This is a genomic window from Amycolatopsis jiangsuensis (assembly GCF_014204865.1).
GTDB lineage: Bacteria > Actinomycetota > Actinomycetes > Mycobacteriales > Pseudonocardiaceae > Amycolatopsis > Amycolatopsis jiangsuensis.
The window spans coordinates 928,700-949,289 of record NZ_JACHMG010000001.1 but is presented as its reverse complement, the minus strand read 5'-3'; the positions used below and the strand labels follow the sequence as shown (position 1 = coordinate 949,289).

24 protein-coding genes are annotated in these 20,590 nt (G+C 70.7%); 8 read left to right on the top strand and 16 right to left on the bottom strand.

Annotated features, from left to right (window positions below; translation table 11 throughout):
* Positions 1 to 17 precede the first annotated feature (17 nt).
* From rpsR to rpmB, 4 genes are read right to left on the bottom strand one after another with little or no spacing between them, the layout of a single operon-like run.
* Positions 18 to 266, bottom strand: coding sequence for a 30S ribosomal protein S18 (gene rpsR, locus BJY18_RS04180; RefSeq protein WP_184777801.1), 249 nt, complete (start codon positions 264 to 266; stop codon positions 18 to 20).
* On the bottom strand, positions 263 to 568 hold the full coding sequence (gene rpsN / locus BJY18_RS04175; protein ID WP_184777799.1) for a 30S ribosomal protein S14: 306 nt from the start codon (positions 566 to 568) through the stop codon (positions 263 to 265). Before rpsN ends, rpsR begins: the two co-directional genes overlap by 4 nt.
* Complete coding sequence (gene rpmG, locus BJY18_RS04170) at positions 568 to 735, bottom strand: 50S ribosomal protein L33 (RefSeq protein ID WP_184777797.1); 168 nt, start codon at positions 733 to 735, stop codon at positions 568 to 570. The genes rpsN and rpmG overlap by 1 nt, the downstream gene beginning before the upstream one ends.
* Positions 736 to 972: a 50S ribosomal protein L28 gene (rpmB, locus tag BJY18_RS04165; protein ID WP_184777795.1), complete on the bottom strand. Its 237-nt coding sequence runs from the start codon at positions 970 to 972 to the stop codon at positions 736 to 738.
* A 77-nt stretch (positions 973 to 1,049) separates the two neighbouring features.
* On the opposite strand from rpmB, the gene mrf reads away from it, so the two are divergent.
* The 5 genes from mrf to BJY18_RS04140 all read left to right on the top strand — a co-directional run bounded on the left by mrf (position 1,050) and on the right by BJY18_RS04140 (position 4,339).
* Positions 1,050 to 2,300, top strand: a complete 1,251-nt coding sequence (mrf, locus tag BJY18_RS04160) for a ribosome hibernation factor-recruiting GTPase MRF (protein ID WP_184777793.1) — start codon at positions 1,050 to 1,052, stop codon at positions 2,298 to 2,300.
* Complete coding sequence (locus BJY18_RS04155; protein WP_184777791.1) at positions 2,297 to 2,560, top strand: type B 50S ribosomal protein L31; 264 nt, start codon at positions 2,297 to 2,299, stop codon at positions 2,558 to 2,560. Before mrf ends, BJY18_RS04155 begins: the two co-directional genes overlap by 4 nt.
* The gene (rpmF, locus tag BJY18_RS04150) at positions 2,560 to 2,718 is read left to right on the top strand and encodes a 50S ribosomal protein L32 (protein ID WP_120025786.1); all 159 of its coding nucleotides are present in this window, start codon (positions 2,560 to 2,562) and stop codon (positions 2,716 to 2,718) included. The genes BJY18_RS04155 and rpmF overlap by 1 nt, the downstream gene beginning before the upstream one ends.
* Positions 2,715 to 3,809, top strand: a complete 1,095-nt coding sequence (locus tag BJY18_RS04145) for a GTP-binding protein (RefSeq protein WP_184777789.1) — start codon at positions 2,715 to 2,717, stop codon at positions 3,807 to 3,809. The genes rpmF and BJY18_RS04145 overlap by 4 nt, the downstream gene beginning before the upstream one ends.
* Before the next feature lie 104 nt (positions 3,810 to 3,913).
* On the top strand, positions 3,914 to 4,339 hold the full coding sequence (locus BJY18_RS04140) for a tautomerase family protein (protein ID WP_184777787.1): 426 nt from the start codon (positions 3,914 to 3,916) through the stop codon (positions 4,337 to 4,339).
* On the opposite strand, the gene BJY18_RS04135 is transcribed toward BJY18_RS04140, so the two are convergent.
* On the bottom strand, positions 4,336 to 5,247 hold the full coding sequence (locus tag BJY18_RS04135) for a LysR family transcriptional regulator (RefSeq protein ID WP_184777785.1): 912 nt from the start codon (positions 5,245 to 5,247) through the stop codon (positions 4,336 to 4,338). The genes BJY18_RS04140 and BJY18_RS04135 overlap by 4 nt on opposite strands.
* A 247-nt stretch (positions 5,248 to 5,494) precedes the next feature.
* Here BJY18_RS04135 and BJY18_RS04130 point away from each other — a divergent pair, with 247 nt between their 5' ends.
* A complete protein-coding gene (locus BJY18_RS04130; protein ID WP_312873732.1) occupies positions 5,495 to 7,171 on the top strand; it encodes an MFS transporter in 1,677 nt (558 codons plus the stop codon).
* 5 nt (positions 7,172 to 7,176) lie between these two features.
* Here the strand turns inward: BJY18_RS04130 and BJY18_RS04125 are convergent, their stop codons facing one another.
* The 4 genes from BJY18_RS04125 to BJY18_RS04110 form a co-directional block, all read right to left on the bottom strand.
* Positions 7,177 to 8,589 (bottom strand): pyridoxal phosphate-dependent decarboxylase family protein, encoded by a 1,413-nt coding sequence (locus BJY18_RS04125; protein ID WP_184777784.1) that lies wholly within the window; start codon positions 8,587 to 8,589, stop codon positions 7,177 to 7,179.
* Positions 8,586 to 9,890, bottom strand: coding sequence for an MFS transporter (locus BJY18_RS04120; RefSeq protein ID WP_184777782.1), 1,305 nt, complete (start codon positions 9,888 to 9,890; stop codon positions 8,586 to 8,588). The genes BJY18_RS04125 and BJY18_RS04120 overlap by 4 nt, the downstream gene beginning before the upstream one ends.
* A 124-nt stretch (positions 9,891 to 10,014) precedes the next feature.
* Positions 10,015 to 11,040, bottom strand: a complete 1,026-nt coding sequence (locus BJY18_RS04115) for an LLM class F420-dependent oxidoreductase (RefSeq protein ID WP_184777780.1) — start codon at positions 11,038 to 11,040, stop codon at positions 10,015 to 10,017.
* Between the two features lie 61 nt (positions 11,041 to 11,101).
* Positions 11,102 to 12,031, bottom strand: coding sequence for an oxygenase MpaB family protein (locus BJY18_RS04110; RefSeq protein ID WP_184777778.1), 930 nt, complete (start codon positions 12,029 to 12,031; stop codon positions 11,102 to 11,104).
* A 130-nt stretch (positions 12,032 to 12,161) separates the two neighbouring features.
* Here BJY18_RS04110 and BJY18_RS04105 point away from each other — a divergent pair, with 130 nt between their 5' ends.
* The gene (locus tag BJY18_RS04105) at positions 12,162 to 12,758 is read left to right on the top strand and encodes a TetR/AcrR family transcriptional regulator (protein ID WP_184777776.1); all 597 of its coding nucleotides are present in this window, start codon (positions 12,162 to 12,164) and stop codon (positions 12,756 to 12,758) included.
* A 2-nt stretch (positions 12,759 to 12,760) separates the two neighbouring features.
* Here BJY18_RS04105 and dmpG read toward each other — a convergent pair whose 3' ends face one another.
* A complete protein-coding gene (dmpG, locus tag BJY18_RS04100) occupies positions 12,761 to 13,783 on the bottom strand; it encodes a 4-hydroxy-2-oxovalerate aldolase (protein ID WP_184777774.1) in 1,023 nt (340 codons plus the stop codon).
* Positions 13,780 to 14,682: an acetaldehyde dehydrogenase (acetylating) gene (locus BJY18_RS04095; protein WP_184777772.1), complete on the bottom strand. Its 903-nt coding sequence runs from the start codon at positions 14,680 to 14,682 to the stop codon at positions 13,780 to 13,782. Before BJY18_RS04095 ends, dmpG begins: the two co-directional genes overlap by 4 nt.
* A 39-nt stretch (positions 14,683 to 14,721) precedes the next feature.
* Between BJY18_RS04095 and BJY18_RS04090 the strand changes: the two genes are divergently transcribed.
* Positions 14,722 to 15,486 carry an IclR family transcriptional regulator gene (locus BJY18_RS04090; RefSeq protein WP_184777770.1) on the top strand — a complete coding sequence of 255 codons (765 nt, stop codon included), beginning with the start codon at positions 14,722 to 14,724 and terminating at the stop codon, positions 15,484 to 15,486.
* Between the two features lie 4 nt (positions 15,487 to 15,490).
* Here BJY18_RS04090 and BJY18_RS04085 read toward each other — a convergent pair whose 3' ends face one another.
* From BJY18_RS04085 to BJY18_RS04065, 5 genes are all read right to left on the bottom strand, one after another.
* Positions 15,491 to 16,489: an ABC transporter substrate-binding protein gene (locus tag BJY18_RS04085; RefSeq protein WP_184777768.1), complete on the bottom strand. Its 999-nt coding sequence runs from the start codon at positions 16,487 to 16,489 to the stop codon at positions 15,491 to 15,493.
* Between the two features lie 146 nt (positions 16,490 to 16,635).
* On the bottom strand, positions 16,636 to 17,793 hold the full coding sequence (locus BJY18_RS04080) for an LLM class flavin-dependent oxidoreductase (RefSeq protein WP_184777766.1): 1,158 nt from the start codon (positions 17,791 to 17,793) through the stop codon (positions 16,636 to 16,638).
* Positions 17,790 to 18,812, bottom strand: coding sequence for an ABC transporter substrate-binding protein (locus BJY18_RS04075; RefSeq protein WP_184777764.1), 1,023 nt, complete (start codon positions 18,810 to 18,812; stop codon positions 17,790 to 17,792). The genes BJY18_RS04080 and BJY18_RS04075 overlap by 4 nt, the downstream gene beginning before the upstream one ends.
* Complete coding sequence (locus BJY18_RS04070) at positions 18,799 to 19,518, bottom strand: ABC transporter ATP-binding protein (RefSeq protein WP_184777763.1); 720 nt, start codon at positions 19,516 to 19,518, stop codon at positions 18,799 to 18,801. Before BJY18_RS04070 ends, BJY18_RS04075 begins: the two co-directional genes overlap by 14 nt.
* Positions 19,503 to 20,327, bottom strand: a complete 825-nt coding sequence (locus tag BJY18_RS04065; RefSeq protein WP_184777762.1) for an ABC transporter permease — start codon at positions 20,325 to 20,327, stop codon at positions 19,503 to 19,505. The genes BJY18_RS04070 and BJY18_RS04065 overlap by 16 nt, the downstream gene beginning before the upstream one ends.
* Positions 20,328 to 20,590: the final 263 nt, after the last annotated feature.

Sequence of the window (20,590 nt, the reverse complement as noted above, 5' to 3'; positions counted from 1 at the left end):
CACGAGGCAGGGGCGGGTCAGCGGGCGGACGAGGGGTACGGCAGCAACGCCATCTCGCGGGCGTTCTTGATCGCGGTCGCGACCTGCTTCTGCTGCTGCGGCGTCAGTCCGGTCACCCGCCGGGCGCGGATCTTGCCGCGGTCGGAGATGAACTTCCGCAGCAGGTCCGTGTCCTTCCAGTCGACCTCGGTGATCCGGGCGGCGTGCAACGGGTTGACCCGCCGCCGGGGCGGACGGTCGCGGTTCGGCTTCGGCATCGCGCTCACCAGCTCGACTTCGAGACGCCGGGCAGCTCGCCGTTGTGCGCCATCTGCCGCAGGCGGACGCGGGACAGGCCGAACTTCCGCAGATAGCCGCGCGGACGGCCGTCGGCGGTGTCCCGGTTGCGGATCCTGGTCGGGCTCGCGTCCCGCGGCATCCGCTGCAGCGCCACCACCGCGTCGGCCTTTTCCTCGGCCGACGAACCCGGCGAGGCGATCACCGCCTTGAGCGCGCGGCGCCGTTCCACGTACCGTGCGGCGATCACCTTGCGCTGCTCGTTCTTCGCGATCTTCGACTTCTTCGCCATCAGCGCTCTTCCTTGAATTCGACGTGCTTGCGCGCGACCGGGTCGTACTTGCGCAGGACCATCCGGTCCGGGTCGTTGCGGCGGTTCTTCGTGGTCACGTACGTGTAGCCGGTGCCGGCGGTGGACCGCAGCTTGATGATCGGCCGGATGTCGGTGCTCTTGGCCATCTAGAGCTTCACCCCCTTCGCGGCGAGTTCGGCGACCACGGCGTCGATGCCGCGTTTGTCGATGGTCTTCATGCCCTTCACCGACACCTTCAGCCGCACCGTCCGGCCGAGGCTCGGCACGTAGTAGCGGCGGCTCTGCACGTTGGGCTCCCAGCGCCGCGAGGTGCGGCGGTGTGAATGCGAGACCTGCTTGCCGTAGCCCGGCTTGCGGCCGGTGACCTGGCACACGGCTGACACGAACCCTCCCGAGTTGGTAGTGACATTCGTTTTCATCTACGCTGGGACTGTACCGCCCTCCGTCACCTGGAGTTCCCGTGCCCCTTCCTCCGCGTGTGCCGCTCGTCCTCGTGAGCGGCCTCGCCCCGGCCCGCAACGACGAGCTCGCCGCCCTGCTGCGTGCCGGTCCCGGCACCGCCGTCGTCCACCACGATCTGCGCCACATCGGCTCGGGTGTCGTCCGCCGCCGGCTCCGGCTCGGCAACCGCGACGAGCTGACCGCGCTGGAGCTCGCGCACGGCTGCGTGAACTGCACGCTGCGCGAGGACCTGCTGCCGCTGCTGCGGCGGCTGGCCCGGATGCCGCAGGTGGACCGCATCGTGGTCCGGCTCGACGAGGCGATGGAGCCCGAACCGGTGAGCTGGGCGATCCGGAACGTGCTCGTCGGCGACCGGCCGGTGATCCACGACGTCGAACCCGAGGCGGTCTGCACCGTGCTCGACTGCGCGAGCTGGCTCGCCGACGCGACCGGCGACGACCTGCTCGCCGAGCGGGGTCTGCAAGGCAGCCCGGAGGACGAGCGCACGCTCGCGCAGGTCGCGCTGTCCCAGGTCGAATCCGCGGACGTGCTCGTGCTGGCCGGCGCCGCCACGGATGCCTGGGGCGCGGCCAAGGCGTCGGCCGTACTGGACCGCGTGGCGCCGTCGGTGCCCCGGGTCGAACTCGGCCGGATCGACGCCGCCGGGCTGCTGGCCGCGGTCCCCGCGGACGCCCGCCGCGGCGCTGTCACCGATCTGCACGGCGCGTTGCTGCGCGGTGCGCCACCTCTGCACCCCGACTGCGGGATCGAACTGCTGACCTTCACCGCGCAGCGGCCGTTCCACCCGCAACGTCTGCACGACGCGATCGACGTACTGCTCGAAGGCGTCGTCCGCACCCGCGGCCGGGCCTGGGTGGCGAGCCAGCCGGACGTGGCGTTCTGGATCGAGTCCGCCGGCGGCGGGCTCGGCATCGGGCACGCCGGCCCGTGGCTCGCCTCGCCGGAGGGCCCGGACTGGGCCGAGGTCTCCCCCGAACGCCGCACGCTCGCGTCGTTGCGCTGGGACCCGGTGCACGGCGACCGCGCCCAGGAACTCGTGATCGTCACCGACCAGGCCACCCCGGACGAGGTCGAGGCCGCGCTGCGCGGCGCGCTGCTGACCGACGCCGAACTGGCCGAGGGGGAAGCCGTCTGGCGCGGCTACCCCGATCCGTTCGGCGACTGGCACGAAGACCCGTGCGACGCGACCGAAGAAGACGAAACGGACCGGCATGTCAACGCCGCCAACCGGAAGGACGAAACCCCGTGAAACCCGGCATCCATCCCGACTACCACCCGGTGGTGTTCAAGGACTCGTCGACCGGCGACGCGTTCCTCACCCGCTCCACCCTCACCTCCGAGCGCACCGTCGAATGGTCCGACGGGAACACCTACCCGCTCGTGCTGGTGGACATCAGCGCGTGGTCGCACCCGTTCTGGACGGGCAACCAGCGGATCGTCGACTCGGCGGGCCAGGTGGAGAAGTTCCACCGCCGCTACGGCCGCCGCCAGGCCGGGGGTGCGCGCTGATGGCCGTGCCGAAGCGGAAGACCTCGCGCAGCAACACCCGCAGCCGCCGGGCGCAGTGGAAGGCCGCGGTGCCGGACCTGGTGCCGATCGTGGTCGACGGCGAGCGGAAACTCGTGCCGCGCAAGCTCATCAAACACTTCCAGCGGCTCGAGCGGTGAGTGTCCCCGTCACTGTCCTTTCCGGATTCCTCGGCGCCGGGAAAACCACGCTGCTCAACCACATCCTCGCTCAGCGCGAGGGAGTGCGGGTGGCGGTGATCGTGAACGACATGAGCGAGGTGAACATCGACGCCGCCCTCGTGCGGGACGGCGTGTCCCGCACCGAGGAGCGGCTCGTCGAACTGACCAACGGGTGCATCTGCTGCACCCTGCGCGAGGATCTGCTCGACGAGGTGGCCCGGCTGTGCGCCGAGGGCCGGTTCGACCACCTGCTCATCGAGTCGAGCGGGATTTCCGAGCCGATGCCGGTCGCCGCCACGTTCTCGTTCCCCGGCGAGGACGGTGTGCCGGCGTTGACCGGCGCGCGGCTGGACACCATGGTGACCGTGGTCGACGCGGCGAACTTCGCCCGCGAACTGGCCGGCGGCGATTCGCTGGTCCAGCGCCGGCTCGATCAGTACGAGGGCGACGAACGCACGGTCAGCGACCTGCTGATGGACCAGATCGAGTTCGCCGATGTCCTGCTGCTCAACAAAACCGACCTCGTGCCGGGCACCGAGCGCGACCGGCTGATCGCGACGCTGCGGCGGCTGAACCCGTCGGCCGACGTCGTGCCCGCCGCGTTCGGCCGGGTCCCGCTGGACCGGGTGTTCGGCACCGGCCGCTACGACGCCGAGCGGGCACAGCAGGCCCCGGGCTGGGTCGCGGAACTCAACGGCGACCACGTGCCGGAGACCGAAGAGTACGGGATCTCCAGCGTGATCTTCCGCGCCCGCACCGCGTTCGATCCGGTGCGGCTCTGGGAGTTCGTGACCGAACGGCTGGACTCCGGCGAGTTCGGCACCGTCCTGCGGTCGAAGGGGTTCTTCAGCCTGGCCTCCCGGCCCGGCACGCTCGGCCTGTGGTCCCAGGCCGGTTCGGTGGCCCGGTTCGAACCGCAGGGCGTCGCCGGGGAGCCTCGTCAGGAGCTCGTGTTCATCGGCGTCGACCTGGCCGGGGACGCACTCCTGTCGGCCCTGGCAGGCTGCCTCGCCACGGCGCCCGCGACCGCCGATCCGTTTCCGGAGTGGGCACCGGCGCACGTCCACTGAGGACAGATATATGCCGTTCAAGCATGCGCGCTATGCGAATCATGCGTTGGACGCACCACCTTACGCGGCTTAGCTTCGGAGGGAGACGACCAAGGAGCAACGCAATGCCGATGACGAAGATCTACCTGCGAGAGGGCAGCGCGCCCGAGCACAAGCACGCCATCTCCGAAGCGATCCACCGGGCACTCGTCGAGGTCCTCGGCATCCCCGAGGACGACCGGTTCCACGTCTTCCACGAGCTGTCCGACGAGAACCTGATCTCCGCACCGGTCGCGTTCGGCCTGCCCCGCCGCCGGGAGGCCGTGGCCCTCCAGCTCTACTTCGGTCCGCGGCCGGTCGAGGTCCTCAACCGGCTCTTCGAGGCGCTGGTGTCCGGATTGACGAGCACTGCCGGACTGGAACGGCGCGACATCTACCTCAACGTGATCGAGTCCCCTTCGCCGAACTGGTGGGCGCAGGGACGCGTGCTCGATCCGGAAACGGGCTTCGACGTGCGGATCGCCTCGGACCACGTGCCCGAGGCGAGCTAAGCGATCGGCACCGCGGCCGCGGCCTCTCGCAGGCAGTCGCCGAGTGCGGTCACCTCGGCGGTGGCCGCACCCGGCAGGCGCGCCATCACCACGCGGCCGGCGACCGGCTCACCGTCGCGGACGCGGACGAGCCGCACGTTCGCCGGCACCAGGCCGGCCAGGTACGGCGGGATCGTCGTGGCCCCGTGCCCGGCGGCCACGAGGGTGAGCTTGCCGAGCCAGTCCCGCGCGACGTGGCTGACGGCGGGCCGCTGGGGCAGGGCCGGCCACACCCCCATGGCCGGTTCGCCCGTCGTCTGCGGGCTCGCGATCCACGACGTTCCGGCCAGCTCGGCCAGCGTCACCGTGCCGTCGAGGCCGAGGACCGAGCGCGCCGATACCGCCACCAACAGCTCCCCTTCGAGCAGCGTTTCCAGTTCCAGCGCGGGCTTCTCGTGATCGGGCAGCCGCTGCAACGCACGGGATGAAAGCACGGCCACGTGCATGGTCCCGGCTCGCACGCTTCGCGCGAGCGCCGGCGTGGATCCCTCGCGGGTGGTGATCTCCACCTCCGGCGCACGGTCGCGCAGCAAGGCCAGCGTCGCGGGCAGCAAGGCGGCTCCGAGACTCGTGAACACACCCAGGCGGATCCGGACCGTGTCCGGGGCGGCGCCGCGCATCCGGCCTTCGGCGCGGTCGAGCTCCTCCAGCGCGGACGACGCGTGCCGAAGCAGGACCGAGCCGGCCGCGGTGAGCCGCGCACCGCCGGCTGTCCGGTCGACCAGCCGGCTGCCCGCCGACCGCTCGAGCGCCGCGATCTGCCGGGACACCGCGGACTGGGTGTACCCGAGCGCCGACGCGGTCGCGGTGAACGAACCCGTCTCCGCGAGCGCCCGGAACGTCCGCAGCGCCGTCGAAGACCACTCCATGAGCGAACAACATACGCCGACGCGTGAGCAGACCGTTTCCGCATCGCGTCGAACGAAGGCACCACCCCGGACGGGTTGAGTGCCGGCGCCGACCTGGCCCACCGGCCCTCACCTGTTTCCGGGCGCCGGTGGCCTGAGGCATTTTTCCGTTTCGCGCGAGTTGATCAGCCCGGGTTTGCCAGTCTAGGTTGGCGATCGTGACGGATCGGCTGGCTGCGGAACCTGCCCGGCGCGGTCCGGGCCGCCGGTGACCGCGCCGGCCCGGACCGGGCGCTACAAGTGGGTGGCGTTGTCGAACACCACCCTCGGCGTGCTCATGTCGGCGCTCGACGGGTCGATCGTGATCATTTCGCTGCCCGCGATCTTCCGCGGCATCGGGCTCGATCCGCTCGCCCCGGCCAACATCGGCTACCTGCTGTGGATGATCCTCGGCTACCTGCTCGTGTCCGCGGTGCTGGTGGTGACCCTCGGCCGGCTGGGCGACATGTTCGGCCGGGTCAAGATGTACAACGTCGGGTTCGTGGTGTTCAGCGTCGCGTCCGTCGCCCTGTCGTTCGATCCGTTCCACGCGGCCGGCGGCGCGCTGTGGCTGATCGGTTGGCGGGTGGTGCAGGCCGTCGGCGGTGCCATGCTCACCGCGAACTCCGCGGCGATCCTCACCGACGCGTTCCCCCGCGAGCAGCGCGGGATGGCGCTGGGCATCAACCAGATCACCGCATTGGCCGGGCAGTTCCTCGGACTGGTCGCGGGCGGGCTGCTCGCCGAGATCGACTGGCGCGCGGTCTTCTGGATCAGCGTCCCGTTCGGCATTTTCGGGGCGGTGTGGTCGATCCGCAGCCTGCGCGAGATCAGCACCCCGCGCGCGGCGAAGATCGACTGGGGCGGCAACGTCACCTTCGCGGCCGGTACCGCGCTGCTACTGGCCGCGATCACCTACGGCATCCAGCCCTACGGCGGCGCGGCCACCGGCTGGGGCAGCCCCTGGGTGCTCGGCGGGATCGGTGCGGGAGTGCTGCTCCTGGTGGCGTTCTGCGTGCTCGAGACCAAGGTCGCCGCGCCGATGTTCCAGCTGTCGCTGTTCCGGGTCCGCGCGTTCACCGCGGGCAACCTGGCCGCGCTGCTCACCGCGATCGCGCGCGGCGGCCTGCAGTTCATGCTCATCATCTGGCTGCAGGGCATCTGGCTGCCCCTGCACGGCTACGACTACGAGAAGACGCCGCTGTGGGCCGGGATCTACCTGCTGCCGCTCACCGTGGGCTTCCTCATCGCCGGGCCGGTCTCCGGGTACCTGTCCGACCGGTTCGGCGCACGGCTCTTCTCGACCGGCGGGCTGGTCCTGGTCGCCGGCGCGTTCCTCGGGCTGCTCGCGCTGCCGGTCGACTTCAGCTATCCGGCGTTCGCGGCGCTGCTCGTGCTCAGCGGGCTCGGCCAGGGCATGTTCTCCGCACCCAACACCTCGGCGATCATGAGCAGCGTCGGCGACCACCAGCGGGGCGTGGCCTCCGGAATGCGCTCCACGTTCCAGAACTCCGGCACGTCGCTGTCCATCGGGGTGTTCTTCTCGCTGATGATCGCCGGGCTGGCCGGTTCCCTGCCGCAGACGCTCAGCAGCGGCCTGCAGGCGCACGGCGTTCCCGCGGACGTGGCCGCGCAGGTCGCGCAGCTGCCTCCGGTGAGTACCCTGTTCGCGGCGTTCCTCGGCAGCAACCCGGTCGCGCACCTGCTCGGCCCGGACGTGCTCGCCCGGCTCTCCCCCGGTGACGCTGCCGCGTTGACCGGCAAGGAGTTCTTCCCCCGGCTGATCTCCGGGCCGTTTCATTCCGGGCTCGTCACGGTGTTCACCGCGGCGACGGTGATGGCGCTGGTCGCCGCGCTGGCTTCGGTGTCGCGGGGGAAGCGGTACTTCCACGGAGAGAATCAGTAGGCGTCTCAGGGCGTGTACAGGGAACCGAGGAACTCCACCAGCAGCCGCTCACGCAGCGGCTCCGGCGCGGTCGCCAGCAGCGCGTTGATCGGTGCCATCCGCTCCGGCAGACCGCCATCGTCGCCGAGTAACCCGGCGGCCGCGAGCAAACCCGCGAACTGGTCCGCAGTCAGCGTTTCCGCGTCGAGCGCGGCCACGAACGCGGCGACCTCGGAGTCGATCCGGACCGCGCCGGCCTCGCGGGCGGCCGCGACCGACGCGCTCAGGTCCGCGAGGAATTCCGCCTCACTGCCGTGGTTCGCGGCGGTGACCGTGAGGTGCAGGTTCAGCGGCGAGCTGCCGTGCGCGAACTGCGGCTGCACGTACCAACCGCGCACCTTCATCTCATCCGCGACGGTGAACAGGTCGAATCCGTCGTTCTCAGCGGTGAAAGCGATCAGCGTCGAAGACGGGTCCCCCAGCACGCGTAAGCCGTCGATCGCGGCCACGCCGGACCGGATCCGGCCGACGGCCTCGCGCGTCACCTCGGCCAGCCGCAGATAGCCATCCTCGCCGAGGTGGTGCACCACGGCCCACGCGGCGGCGAGCGGGCCGCCCGACCGCGTGCTCTGCAAGGTCGGATTCAGCATCGTGTAGCCGGGCCACGCAGCGCTCGCGAAGTAGTGCGTCCGCCGCAGCTCGGCGTTCGCGTGCAGCAACACCGAAACCCCCTTGGCGCAGTAGGCGTACTTGTGCAGGTCCACCGAAATGCTCGTCACGCCGGGCACGCGGAAGTCGAAAAGCGGCACCTCCGCGCCGAGCTTCGCGAAGTACGGCAGCACCCAGCCGCCGATGCACGCGTCGACGTGCATCCGGACCCCGGCCGACGCGGCGGCCGCGGCGATCTCCGGGATCGGGTCCACCACGCCGTGTGCGTAGGAGGGTGCGCTGGCCACCATGAGCACAGTGGACTCGTCGATCGCGTCCGCCATCGCCGACGGCACGGCCCGAAACGTCTCCGGATCCACCGGCACCACGACTTTCCGCAGACCGAACAGGTGCGCCGCTTTGTGAAACGCGGCGTGCGCGGTTTCCGGCAGCACGATCGACGGCGAGCCGACCTCCGGCCGGGCGTCCCGCGCGGCGAGCACCGCCAGCAGGCACGACTCTGTGCCGCCCGAGGTGATCGCGCCGACCGTCTCCGCGGTGCCGCCGAGCAGCTTCGACGCACACGCGACGAGGTCGTTCTCCATCCGCAGCAGGCTCGGGAACGCGGTCGGATCCAGTCCGTTGGCGGAACTCGCCAGCGCGTGCGCGGCCGCCGCGACCTCGTCCACTTCGGACAGACCGCTGTCGTACACGTAGGCGAGGGTGCGCCCGCCGTGGGTGGGCAGGTCGCCTGCGCGCAGTTCACGCAGCCGCGCCAGTACGCCGGTCACGACCGGCCCCGCAGCACGGAACGGCGCAGCAGCGGGATGGCCGCCACGATCAGCACGGCAGGCAGCACCGACGAACCGATCGTGATCGCGGTGATCGCCGAACCCGGTTGCGCCCCGGTGGCGTCGGTGCTCGACACGTAGTCCCCCGCCTGCAGCACCAGCCCGAACAGGCCAGGACCGAGTGCCAGCCCGAGTGTTTCGGAGGCGGTCCACACCCCGGCCGTGATGCCCGCGCGGGTCTCCCCGGTCCGCTCCTCCTCGTCGGTGATCAGGTCCGGCAGGATCGCCAGCGGGAACACCGAGATCCCCGCGTAGCCGACGCCGGCCAGCGCGACGAACACCAGGGTGATCGCCAGCGGCAGGTCGTGGGCGAAGAACATCGCGACGAGGCCGGCGAAGAACGCCGCGGTCGCGATCCGGAACCCGGCGAGCTTGCCCCAGCGCGCACCCACCCGCGGCCACAGCGGCATGGTGATCAGCGCCGGCCCGACGAACGCCACGAAGATCACCGTGCGGTAGCCGGGATCGCCGAGCACGTGCTGGGCGAAGTACGGGATCGCGGCCAGCACCGTGCCGATGCCCAGCGCCTGGATGAAGTAGACCCCCAGCAGCCACCGGAACGGCCGCCACCGCGCGATGGTGCGGGCCAGCTCCCTCGTCCGGACGGTGTTCGGACGCAGCGAGCCGACCGGGGCGCCGCGCAGGCCGTAGTAGACGCCGAGGGTGGCGAGCAGGATGATCACGGCCATCACGAGCCCCATCACCCGGTAGCCGGCCACCCCGTCGAGCACATCGGTGATCGCCGGGGCACCACCGCCGGAGATCAGGATCGCCACCGCCAGCACGCCGATCCGCACACTGGTCAGCCGCGTCCGCTCGTCCGCGGAGTCGGTCAGCTCGGCGGGCAACGCGTTGAACGGCACCTGGAAGAAGGCGTACGCCGTGGCGCACAGGAAGAACACGACCACGACGTAGGCCGCGTCCAGCACCGGTTTGCCGAAGCCGGGGTGCGCGAACAGCGCCGCGAACAGGATGGCGACGCCGATCCCGCCCCGCAGCAGATACCGCCGCCTGCTGCCGGTGCGCACGAGGTCGGCGTCCGAGAGCCGGCCGGCGATCGGGTTGAACACCACGTCCCACGCCTTGGGCACGAACACGATGATCCCGGCCGCGGCGGCCGGCACCGCCATCGTGTCGGTGAGGTAGGGCAGCAGGAGCAGCCCGGGGACGGTGCCGAACGCCCCGGTGACGAACGAGCCGAGCGAGTAGCGGGAAGTCGTCCGGCGGGACAGCGTCGCCAAGGGTCCTCCTGGAAGGGCGGTCCGGCGGACGCCATGCCTGGCCCATCTCCGCCGGTGACCGCTAGGGGTCACCGACGAATCGTGCCACCGTCGTCCGGCACCTTCGGTACCGGCCCGTCCGCCCTCACGAGAGTGCGTCGGCGGCCTTGGCGAGTGAACCGGCGTCGCCGCGCAGCAGCAACGTGGTCACCACGGTGTCCTCCCAGGCGGCCAGCTCTTCGCGGATCTTCTCCGGCGGGCCGATCAGCGAGGTGTCCTCCACCAGCGACGTCGGGATCGCGGCCACCGCGTCCTCCTTGCGGCCGGCGAGGTAGAGCTCCTGCACCTGGTCGGCCACGTCGCCGTAGCCGAGCCGCGCGAACACGTCGTGGTGGAAATTCACCGCCTTCGCCCCCATTCCGCCGATGTAAAGCGCCAGCGCGGGTTTGATCCAGCTAGCCGCCTCCTCGACGTCCTCGTGCACGATGACCGGCACCGACGCGGCCACCTCGAAATCGGCGAGACCGCGCCGCGCGCCTTCCCGCGCGAAACCCTCTTCCAGTGCCGCGCGGTAGAACCCGTCGGCCTTGGGCGAGAAGAACAGCGGCAGCCACCCATCGCAGATCTCGGCGGCCAGCGCGACGTTCTTCGGGCCCTCCGCGGCGAGGTAGATCGGCAGATCGGCACGCAGCGGGTGCACGGTCGGCTTGAGCGGCTTGCCGAGCCCGGCCCCGCCCCGCAACGGGAGCTGGAAGAACTGCCCGTCCAGCGTCACCGGTTCCTCGCGGGCGAGGACCTTGCGGATCACCTCGACGTACTCCCGCGTGCGCGCCAGCGGTTTCGGGTACGGCTGCCCGTACCAGCCTTCCACCACCTGCGGGCCGGACGCGCCCAGCCCGAGCACGAACCGGCCGCCGGAAAGGTGGTCCATGGTCAGCGCGCTCATCGCGGTCGCGGTCGGCGTGCGCGCCGACATCTGCACGATGTTGGTGCCCAGCTTGACCCTGCTGGTCGAGGAACCCACCCAGGCCAGCGGCGTGAACGCGTCCGAACCGTAGGCCTCGGCCGACCAGACCGAATCGAACCCGAGCGCCTCGGCCTCGAGCACCGCCTCCAGCGCGCCCGGAATCGGCCCGCTGCCCCAGTACCCGAGGTGAAAGCCCAGCTTCATGCAACCCTCCTGTGGTGTGTCCCGAAGTCCGTGCAGGTTCCTTCGAGGGAACCAGAGTGCTTCACGGCACCTCCGGGCAGTAGTGCTCCGGCTTGCCGCGCTCGGCGAGCGGCGGCAGGTTCCTCCGTGGAGTCTCGACCAGCGGCGCGTCCGTGGCCCGCACGCCACGCGCACGGCGCCAGCCTGCCCGGGCCCGCGGATGGTAGCGGCGGTCGTGCGGGACGAGCCCGAACACCGCGTCGATCAGCTTCCCCGCCCGGCGGTGCACCCGCTCGTCACGGGCCGACCAGCGGTAGCCCAGCAGTTCGCGCACTTCCGGGTCGTACAGCCCCACGGTGAGCCAGACGAATCCACGCGCGATCAGCGCCGCGGCCGGACGCCACAACGGATCCGGCAGCCACGGGAGGAACGGCGGCTTCGCGATCCCGCGCAGATCGAGCACGTCCCTGGTGGCCTTGTTGTCCTCCAACACCTCGGCGCACATGTGCTTCCAGTAGCGCTGGAAGTCCTCCCAGGACTCCGGCACCGGACGCATCGTCATCCGGTACATCCGCCACCAGCGCACGTGCTCCTCGAACAGCCTCCGCTTCTCCGGCTCCCCGATCCCGCCCATGAAGTGGTCGGCGATCAAGATCGTGCTGACGAAGAACGTGGCATGGGCCCAGTAGAACGTCTCCGGGTCGAGCGCGTGGTAGCGGCGGCCCTGCGCGTCGACGCCCTTGATCCGGTCGTGGTAGCCCCGCACCTCCAGTGCGGTGTGCGCGGCACCCGGCCCGTCGTAGACCACGCCGCCGATCGGGTAGAGCGAGCGGAACAGCCGCTGCCAGCGTTCGGCGAAGAACCGGGAATGCTGTTCGACGCCGGCGCCGAGGCCGGGATGCATGTTCTGCATCGAACCGGCCCACAGCGCGATCAGCAGTCCACGCCAGTCGCCGAAGTACTTCCAGGTCAGCGAATCCGGGCCCAGCGGCTCGGGAGTCTCCCCGGTCATCGCGGCTCCTCGGCGGATCGGCGAACTGACTACGGCTGTTGTCAGGTTAGGATGTGACAACAGCCGTGGTCAACATGGCGGGACCGGAAGCAAGTGATCGACAGCGCCGAATCGACAGTGAGGAGCGGAGATGCCGGGCCGCACGTGGGCGGGCACCACGCTGGAGGACCGTCGCGCGCAGCGGCGCGCCCAGCTCATCGGCGCCGGTCTCGAGCTGCTCGGCGCGGACGGATCCGCGGCGGTGAGCGTCCGCGCGGTGTGCCGCCGCGCGAAGCTCACCGAACGGTACTTCTACGAGAGCTTTTCCGACCGCGAAGAACTCGTCGCCGCTGTCTACGAGCATGCCGGCGAGCGCGCCCGGCAAGTCCTCGTCGACGCCGTGCTCGACGTGGCGGAACCGCGGCGGCGGGCCGAGCACGCGGTGACCGCGTTCGTCGAGCTGGTGCTCGAAGACCGGCGGCTCGGCCGCGTGCTGCTGCTCGCGCCGCTGACCGATCCCGCGCTCACCCATCGCGGACGCCATCTGCTGCCCGCGTTCGCCGCGCTCGTCGGGGAGCAGCTCTCGCGCGGCGACGAGACCAGCCGGCAGCTGGTGTCGATCGGCCTCGTCGGCGCGCTGAGCAACGTGTTCATCGCCTACCTCGACGGCACGCTGCGGGTGTCCCGCGAACGCCTGGTCGAGCACTGCGTACGGCTGGTGCTCGGCGCGGACGCCCTCGGTTCCTGAACTCACCGCGTCGCGGCCTGCTCTTCCCGCAGCCGCAGGGCGATGTCGATGATCATGTCCTCCTGCCCGCCGACGTAGCGTTCGGCACCCACCCGGTACAGGATTTCGTGCGCCGGCACGCCATAGCGCTCGGCCGCGCGTTCGGCGTGCAGCAGGAAGCTCGAGTACACCCCGGCGTAGCCCTGCACGATCGACGACCGGTCCATCACCGGCAGCCGCGTCAGGTACTTCTTCACCACGTTCTCCGCAGCGTCCATCAGCACGTCCTTGTCCACCCCGGTCTTGACGCCGAGCCGGTCGAAGGTCGCCGCCAGCACTTCGGTGGGCGAATTCCCGGCCCCGGCCCCGAGTGCGGTGAGCGAGCCGTCGATCTGCCGGGCACCGGCGCGGTGGGCGAGCACCGAGTTGGCGACGCCGAAGCTGAGGTTCTGGTGCCCGTGGTACCCGACCTGGGCCTCGTCCCCGAATTCCGCGACCAGCGCGGCGACGCGGTCGGCGGCCTCCTCCAGGATCAGCGCACCGGCCGAGTCCACCACGTACACGCACTGGCAGCCGGCATCGACCATGATGCGGCCCTGTTTCGCCAGGTCCTCCGGAGTGGACATGTGCGACAGCATCAGGAAGCCGACCGTTTCCAGGCCGAGATCGCGGGCGGCGCCGAAGTGCTGGATGGACACGTCCGCTTCGGTGCAGTGCGTGGCGATCCGGACCGCGCCGGCGCCGAGGTCGGCCGCCGCACGCAGGTCGGTGACCGTGCCGAGCCCCGGCAGCAGAAGAACGGCGATCGTGGCGCGGGTCGCCTCGTCCACCGCGGCGGCGATCAGATCCCGTTCGTCCACCAGGGAAAAGCCGTAGTTGAAGGTGGAGCCGCCGAGGCCGTCGCCGTGGGTCACCTCGATCAGCGAGATCCCGGCGTCGTCGAGCGCGCGGACGGTGTCGCGCACCTGCCGTTCGGTGAACTGGTGGGCCATCGCGTGGCTGCCGTCGCGCAGCGTCGTGTCGACGAGCCGGACTTCGCTGTTCACGCGGCCACCTCCTGTGCGGCGAAGAGATCCCCGACCCTGGCCGCGGCCGCGGTCATGATGTCGAGGTTGCCCGCGTAGGTGGGCAGGTAGTCACCGTTGCCGGCGACCTCGAGGAACACGCCGACGCGGGCGCGGCCACCCCAGTCCGGGCGCGGCGGGTCGAACTGCGGTTCGGCCTTGAGCCGGTACCCCGGTACGTACCGCTGCACTTCGCCGACCATCCGCTGGATCGACTCGGTCACCGCGGCGAAGTCGGTGTCCGGATCGACCGCGCAGAACACGGTGTCCCGCATGATCATCGGCGGATCCATCGGATTGATGATGATGATCGCGCGCCCCTTCTCCGCGCCGCCGACCTGTTCGATGCCGCGCGCGGTGGTCACCGTGAACTCGTCGATGTTCGCGCGGGTGCCGGGCCCCGCCGAGCGCGACGACACCGACGCCACGATCTCCGCGTACGGCACCGGCGTCACCCGCGACACCGCGTGCACGATCGGAATGGTGGCCTGTCCACCGCAGGTGATCAGGTTGACGTTGCGGGCACCGAGGCGGTCCGGCGGGTTCACCGCGGGACAGGTGAACGGGCCGATCGCGGCCGGCGTCAGGTCGATCGCGCGGATCCCGGCGTCGGCGTAGCGCGGGGCGTTGGCCAGATGCGCTTTCGCCGATGTCGCCTCGAACACCAGCTGCGGTGGTTCGGCGCGGGAAAGCAGCCAGTCCACGCCCTCGGCCGAGGTCTCCAGCCCGAGTTCCGCGGCACGGGCGAGCCCGTCCGAGGCCGGGTCGACCCCGACCATGTAGCGCACTTCGACGTGCTCGCTGCGCCGTAACTTGGCGAGCAGATCCGTACCGATGTTGCCCGGGCCGACGATCGCGGCCGTCACCTTGCGTTCCGCCATGCCTGCACCGTCCTCGCCGGGATGGGGCACACTCAACACATGCGTACCACTGGGCGGAACGATCAGCCGGCCGACGGACTCGTCGCGGCACGCATCGCCGCACTGCTCGACGCCTTCCGGCCGGGCGACGACGTGCTGGGCGTGTCGGAGCTGGCGCGGCGCACCGGACTGGCGAAGACGACCGTGCACCGGTTGGCCGGGCATCTCGCGGACACCGGGCTGCTGGAACGTGACGGCACTTCGGTGCGGCTCGGGTTGCGGCTGTTCGAGATCGGCCAGCTGGCCGTGCGCCGTCGCGGGCTGGTCGAGGCCGCGCGGCCCTACCTGGCCGATCTGCGGGAAGCCACGCGCAACACCGTGCACCTCGCCGTGCTGGAAGGCACCGAGGTGGTGTACCTGGACGTGCTGCGCGGACCGGACGCGCCGGACCTGCCGTCCCGGATCGGCGGCCGGTTCCCGGCGCACGCCACCGGAGTCGGGAAGGCCATCCTGTCCCGCTCCCCCGCCGACGTGGTGACGCGCGTGATCGAGGCCGGACTGCCCCGGGTGAGCAGCCGCACGATCACCGCGCCCGGTCTGCTGCGCCGCCAGCTGGCCCGTATCCGCGACGACGGCATCGCCCTCGAACGCGAGGAATCCGGCGTCGGCGTGGTCTGCGCGGCGAGCCCCCTCGTGGACGCGAACGGGCTCGCCGTCGCCGCGGTGTCCATTTCCGGCTGGGCGACGCGGATGCGCACGGAACGGGTCGCCCCGGCCGTCCGCACGGTCGCGCTCGCGCTGTCGCGGACGATCTCCGAAAGCTGAGCGGCTACTTGAGGCCGGTCTTCTCCATGAGCGGCACGAGCTTTTCGAGCGCGTAGCGCTGCGCACCCGGCGTACCGGCGGAGAACGCGTTCGACAGCTCGCCGTCGATCACGACGGAACGGCCGTCCTTCACCGCGGGAATCAGCTTCCACTGGGGTTCGTCGGCGATCTGCTTGCGGTCGATGAAGATCGGGAACGCGACGAGCAGGTCCGCGTCGAGGAGACCGAGCTGCTCGCCGGAGATCGAGGCCGAGAAACCGCCCGAGTTCGGCTTGAGCTTCGCGATGGCCGGGGACTGCTGGAAGCCCAGCTTCTGCAGGAAGCCGAGCCGCACGTCGCCCTCGGTGTAGGCGCCCCAGCCCTCGGACGTGCGGGTCGCGACCGTCACGGATTTGCCCTTCCACCCCGGGTGCGCCTCGGCCGCCGCGGAGAAGGCCTTGTCCACCTGGGCCAGCAGCTCCTCCCCCTGCTTCTTGACGCCCAGGGCTGCGGCGATGGTGGTGGTCTCCTGTTCGGTGGAGGTGAGGTAGTTCTCCGCTCCGGCCGGGATCCCGACCGTGGGAGCGATCTTGGCCAGCAGATCGTGCCGTCGCTGGTCACCGGAGCCGCGCACGTCGAGGATCAGGTCCGGCCGCAGCGCGGCGATCTTCTCGTAGCTGGGGTCCTGGGTCTGGATGATCTCCGGTGGGTTCTGGTACTTCCCGGCGTCCCACGGGCCCACACCGGTGCCGCCGAACTGCAGCCAGTCGGATGCGCCGACCGGCTGGACGCCCAGTTCCAGCGCTGTCTCCGCGTCACCCCAGCCGAGCGCGACGACGCGTTCGGGCTTCTTCTCCACGGTCACGTCACCGAATTTCGTCGGCACGGTCACCGGGTACGCGGAGCTGTTCGACGCCGTGTTCGGGCTGCCGCCGGATTCCGGGGTGTCCGATCCGCTCGAGCAGGCACTCAGCAGCAGCACGGCGGCGGACAAGGCGCCGAGGAGGGCGGGTTTCTTCTTCACGATGACGACGGACCTTTCTCCCGGCTCCGCAGCCGGACGCGGCGCACGCCACTAGGTTAGCCTAAGCTAAACGCTGGTACGCCGGGCCCTTCCGACCGCGACCGCCGTGCCCTCCTTCCCGCACTCCAGTGTGGTCCTCGCGGTGGCTACTGCGCCGCCACCGTCTGTTCCGCGACCGCGAGCGAGGGCGCCGCCGGAACGCCGGCCAGCAGGCCCCGCCGGGCCAGCTCCGGGCGGACTCCCTCGCCGAACCAGTACGCCTCCTCCAGATGCGGGTATCCGGACAGCACGAACTCGCTGATCCCGGCAGCGTGGTACTCCTCGATCAGGTCCGCGATCTCCGCGTGACTGCCGACCAGCGCGGTGCCCGCGCCGCCGCGCACCAGGCCGATACCCGCCCACAGGTGCGGGTGGATTTCCAGCTGTCGCGCGGAGGTGGCGCTCCGCCCGCCGTGCAGCGCGACCATCCGGCGCTGGCCGACCGACTCGCTCGCCGCGAGGGTCGCCTGCGCCTGGGTGATCTGCTCCGGGCTCAGCGCGTCCAGCAGCTTCTGCGCCTCCGCCCAGGCCTCGGCCGAGCTGTCGCGGGCGATCGTGTGCAGCCGCACCCCGAACCGGACGGTGCGCCCGTTGGCCTCGGCCAGCTCGCGCACCCTGGCGATCTTTTCGGCGACCTGCGCGGGTGGCTCACCCCAGGTGAGGTACACGTCCGCGTGCCGGGCCGCAACGGGGAGCGCGGCGGGCGACGAGCCGCCGAAATACAGCGGCGGCACCGGATCCGGCTGGGCCAGCGTCGTCGCTCCTTCCACCCGCAGGTGGTTTCCGGTGAAGTCGAAGGGCTTGCCCGACCACACTCCGCGCACGATGGACAGGAATTCGTCGGTCCGCGCATACCGTTCGTCGTGGTCGTGCCAGTCGCCGAACCGGCGTTGCTCGACCGCGTCCCCGCCGGTGACGATGTTCAGCAGCGCCCGGCCCGCGGACAGCCGCTGGAAGGTGCCAGCCATCTGCGCGGCCAGCGTCGGCGAGACGACCCCGGGCCGGAACGCGATCAGGAACTTCAGTCTCGACGTCTCACGGATCAGTGCCGCGGTGGTCAGCCACGCGTCCTCGCACCAGGTGCCGGTCGGCGTCAGCACACCCTCGAAACCCTGGTACTCGGCTGCCCGGGCGACCTGTGCGAGGTAGTCCAGGTCCGCGGTCCGCTGTGCACTCGGCCCGAGCGATTTCTTGGCGTGGAAGCGTTCCACGATGGTCCGGCCGTCCCCGGTGGTCGGCAGGAACCAGTGCAGTTTCAGGCTCATCCGTTCCTCCTCACGGCCTCGATCTCGGGTCCGTAACGGCGATCGGCGAACGCCGAGAAGTCCACCTTCCCGGGCAGCGTGCCCTCCTCGGTGAACGCGTCGGCCAGCTGCTGCTCCGAGGCGATCACCGCATCGTCCAGCGGTGCGGGCACGTCGCGGCCCGCGGCTACGGTCTTCTGCGCGACAGCGGGCTTCAGCCCGGTCTCCGCCGCCCACGCCCGTGCCCACTCGTCGTGGTGCGTGTTCGCCCACACCTGCGCCTTCACCACGCGTTGCACGAAGTCCTTGATCGCGGTGTTCTTGCCCGGATCGGCGAGCGCGCTTCTCCCGGCCGTCTCGAAGGCCAGGCCGTTGGAGCTGCCTCGGCCGTCGGCCAGCACCCGCGCATGCGCGTCGAGTTGTGCTTGGGCGGTATAGGGATCCCAGATCGACCACGCGTCCACCTCGTGCTGGGTGAACGCCGCGTACGCCTCCGACGGCTGCAGGAACGACAGCTTGACGTCCTTCGTGGACAGTCCGGCCTTCTTCAGCGTGTTGAGCAGCTGGCCGTGCGCCGAGCTACCCTTCGCGACGGCGATCGTCTTGCCCCGCAACGATCCGACGTCCCGCAGCGGGGAATCCGGCGGCACCAGGATGGTTTCCCGCTCGACGTTGCTCTTGGCCACGCTCACCACGGAGATCTTCGCCTTCGCGGCCGCGGCGAAGATCGGCGGCGTGTTGCCGACCCGACCGAGATCGATCGCGCCGGCGGACGCCGCTTCCAGCAGCGGCGGGCCCGAGGTGAAGGTGGACCATTCGATCCGGTACGGCACGTCGCCCAGCGCCTTGGCCGCGGTGAGCAACGACTTCACCCCGCCTTTCTGATCGCCCACCCGGAGCGTGACCTTCGCCAGCTCGGCGGGGGAAACGGCGGCGGGCACGGGCGCCGGCCCGGTGGCGGCGCCCGACGACGAGCAGGCGGCGAGTCCGCCCAGCAGCGAGGCGGCGGCCAGCACGGCCAGTGTGCTACGCAGGTGCACTTTCGGTCACTCCCAAATCGGCCAGGACGCGGCGGCGCACGTCGGCGTGGTCGGCGGCGGCGCGCGGCCGCGGATGATCCAGCAGGTGCCGCGCGACGATATGCCCGTCGCCCAGCACCAGGATCCGGTCGGCCAGCACCAGCGCCTCGTCCACGTCGTGGGTCACCAGCAGGACGGCGGGCCGGTGCGTGCGCCAGAGGTCCTCGACGAGCCGGTGCATGGCGAGCCGGGTCAGTGCGTCGAGCGCCCCGAACGGCTCGTCGAGCAGCAGCAGGTCGGGCTCACGCACCAATGCGCGGGCGAGCGAGACCCGCTGGGCCTCCCCGCCGGAGAGGGTCAGCGGCCACGCGTCGGCGTGCTCGGCCAGCTGCACCTCGCTCAGTGCCTGTTCGGCGAGCGCACGGTCGCGTGAGCGGTTCTCCCCACCGCGGCGCAGGCCGAGCACGATGTTGCGCCACACCTTCCGCCACGGCAGCAGGCGCGGCTGCTGGAACGCGACCGAAACCGTACCGTCCACTTCGGACTTGCCCTCGATTTCGGTGTCCAGTCCGGCGAGCACCCGCAGCAACGTCGATTTGCCCGAGCCGCTGCGGCCGAGCAGGGCCACGAACTCACCGCGTTCGATGCTCAGGTCCACCCCGTTCAGCACGGCGCGGTCACCGAACCGCTTGGTCAGCCCGGAAACCGTGGTCACTGGTTCCGCCATCGCAGGGTCCTCCGTTCCAGCAAGCGCACCAGCGCGTCGGTGGCCAGGCCGAGCACCGCGTAGACCACGAGCCCGACCACCACCACGTCGGTGCGCAGGAAATCGCGAGCGTTGGTGATCAAGTAGCCGATCCCGGCGTCCGCGTTCACCGTCTCCCCCACGATCAGCGCCAGCCAGGCCACACCGAGCGACTGCCGTAGCCCGACCAGGGTCTGCGGCAGCGCTCCGGGCACGACCACGTGCCACAGCCGTTCCCCGCGGGTGAAACCGAGCGCCCGGGTCGCTTCGACCAGCCGTTCGTCGGCGCCGCGGATTCCCGAGTGGACGTTCAGGTAGAGCGGGAACGCCACGCCGAGCGCGACAAGCAGGATCTTCGTCTCCTCACCGATCCCGAACCACAGGATGAACAACGGGATCAGCCCGAGGAAGGGCAGGGTGCGCAGCATCTGCACCGGCGGGTCGACCAGTGCCTCGCCCCAGCGCGACAGTCCGGAAAGGACACCGAGGAGGATGCCCGCCGCGGCACCGAGGACGAATCCGGCACCGACGCGGCCGAGGGAGACCAGGAACGCGGTGCCGAGTTCCCCGCTGCTCGCGGATGCGAAGCCGGCCTGCAGGACCGTCCACGGCGAGCTGAGCTTTTCCGGTGGCAGGACACCCGTCGAGCTGGCGATCTGCCATGCCACGAGCAGCACGACGGGACTGATCCAGCGGCGCGGCGACGGCAGCCGCCGCCGGACCGGACGGGGCACCGGAGCCGACGCCGCCGGATCGGCGCGCGAGGGCACGCCCGTGGTGGAAATCGACACGGATTTCTCCCGGGTACGGTTTTTGTTCGGAGACAGGAAAAACGGCGTTCAGCAAGGCCGACAGGCGCCGCCGGCCCGGCGGCCGAGATCGATGTGCCGGCGGCACACCAAGGCAACACCGCTATCCATGGCTCCGAGCTTCAAGCCACGACCGTGGGAAGTCAATGCGGCCCCGGATGGCTCTCACGCACTGGAATCCGCCCCGGCGGAAACGGCTTTTGTGTGCCGGGAGACCGTGTCACTTCCCGGCATACAGGACACTT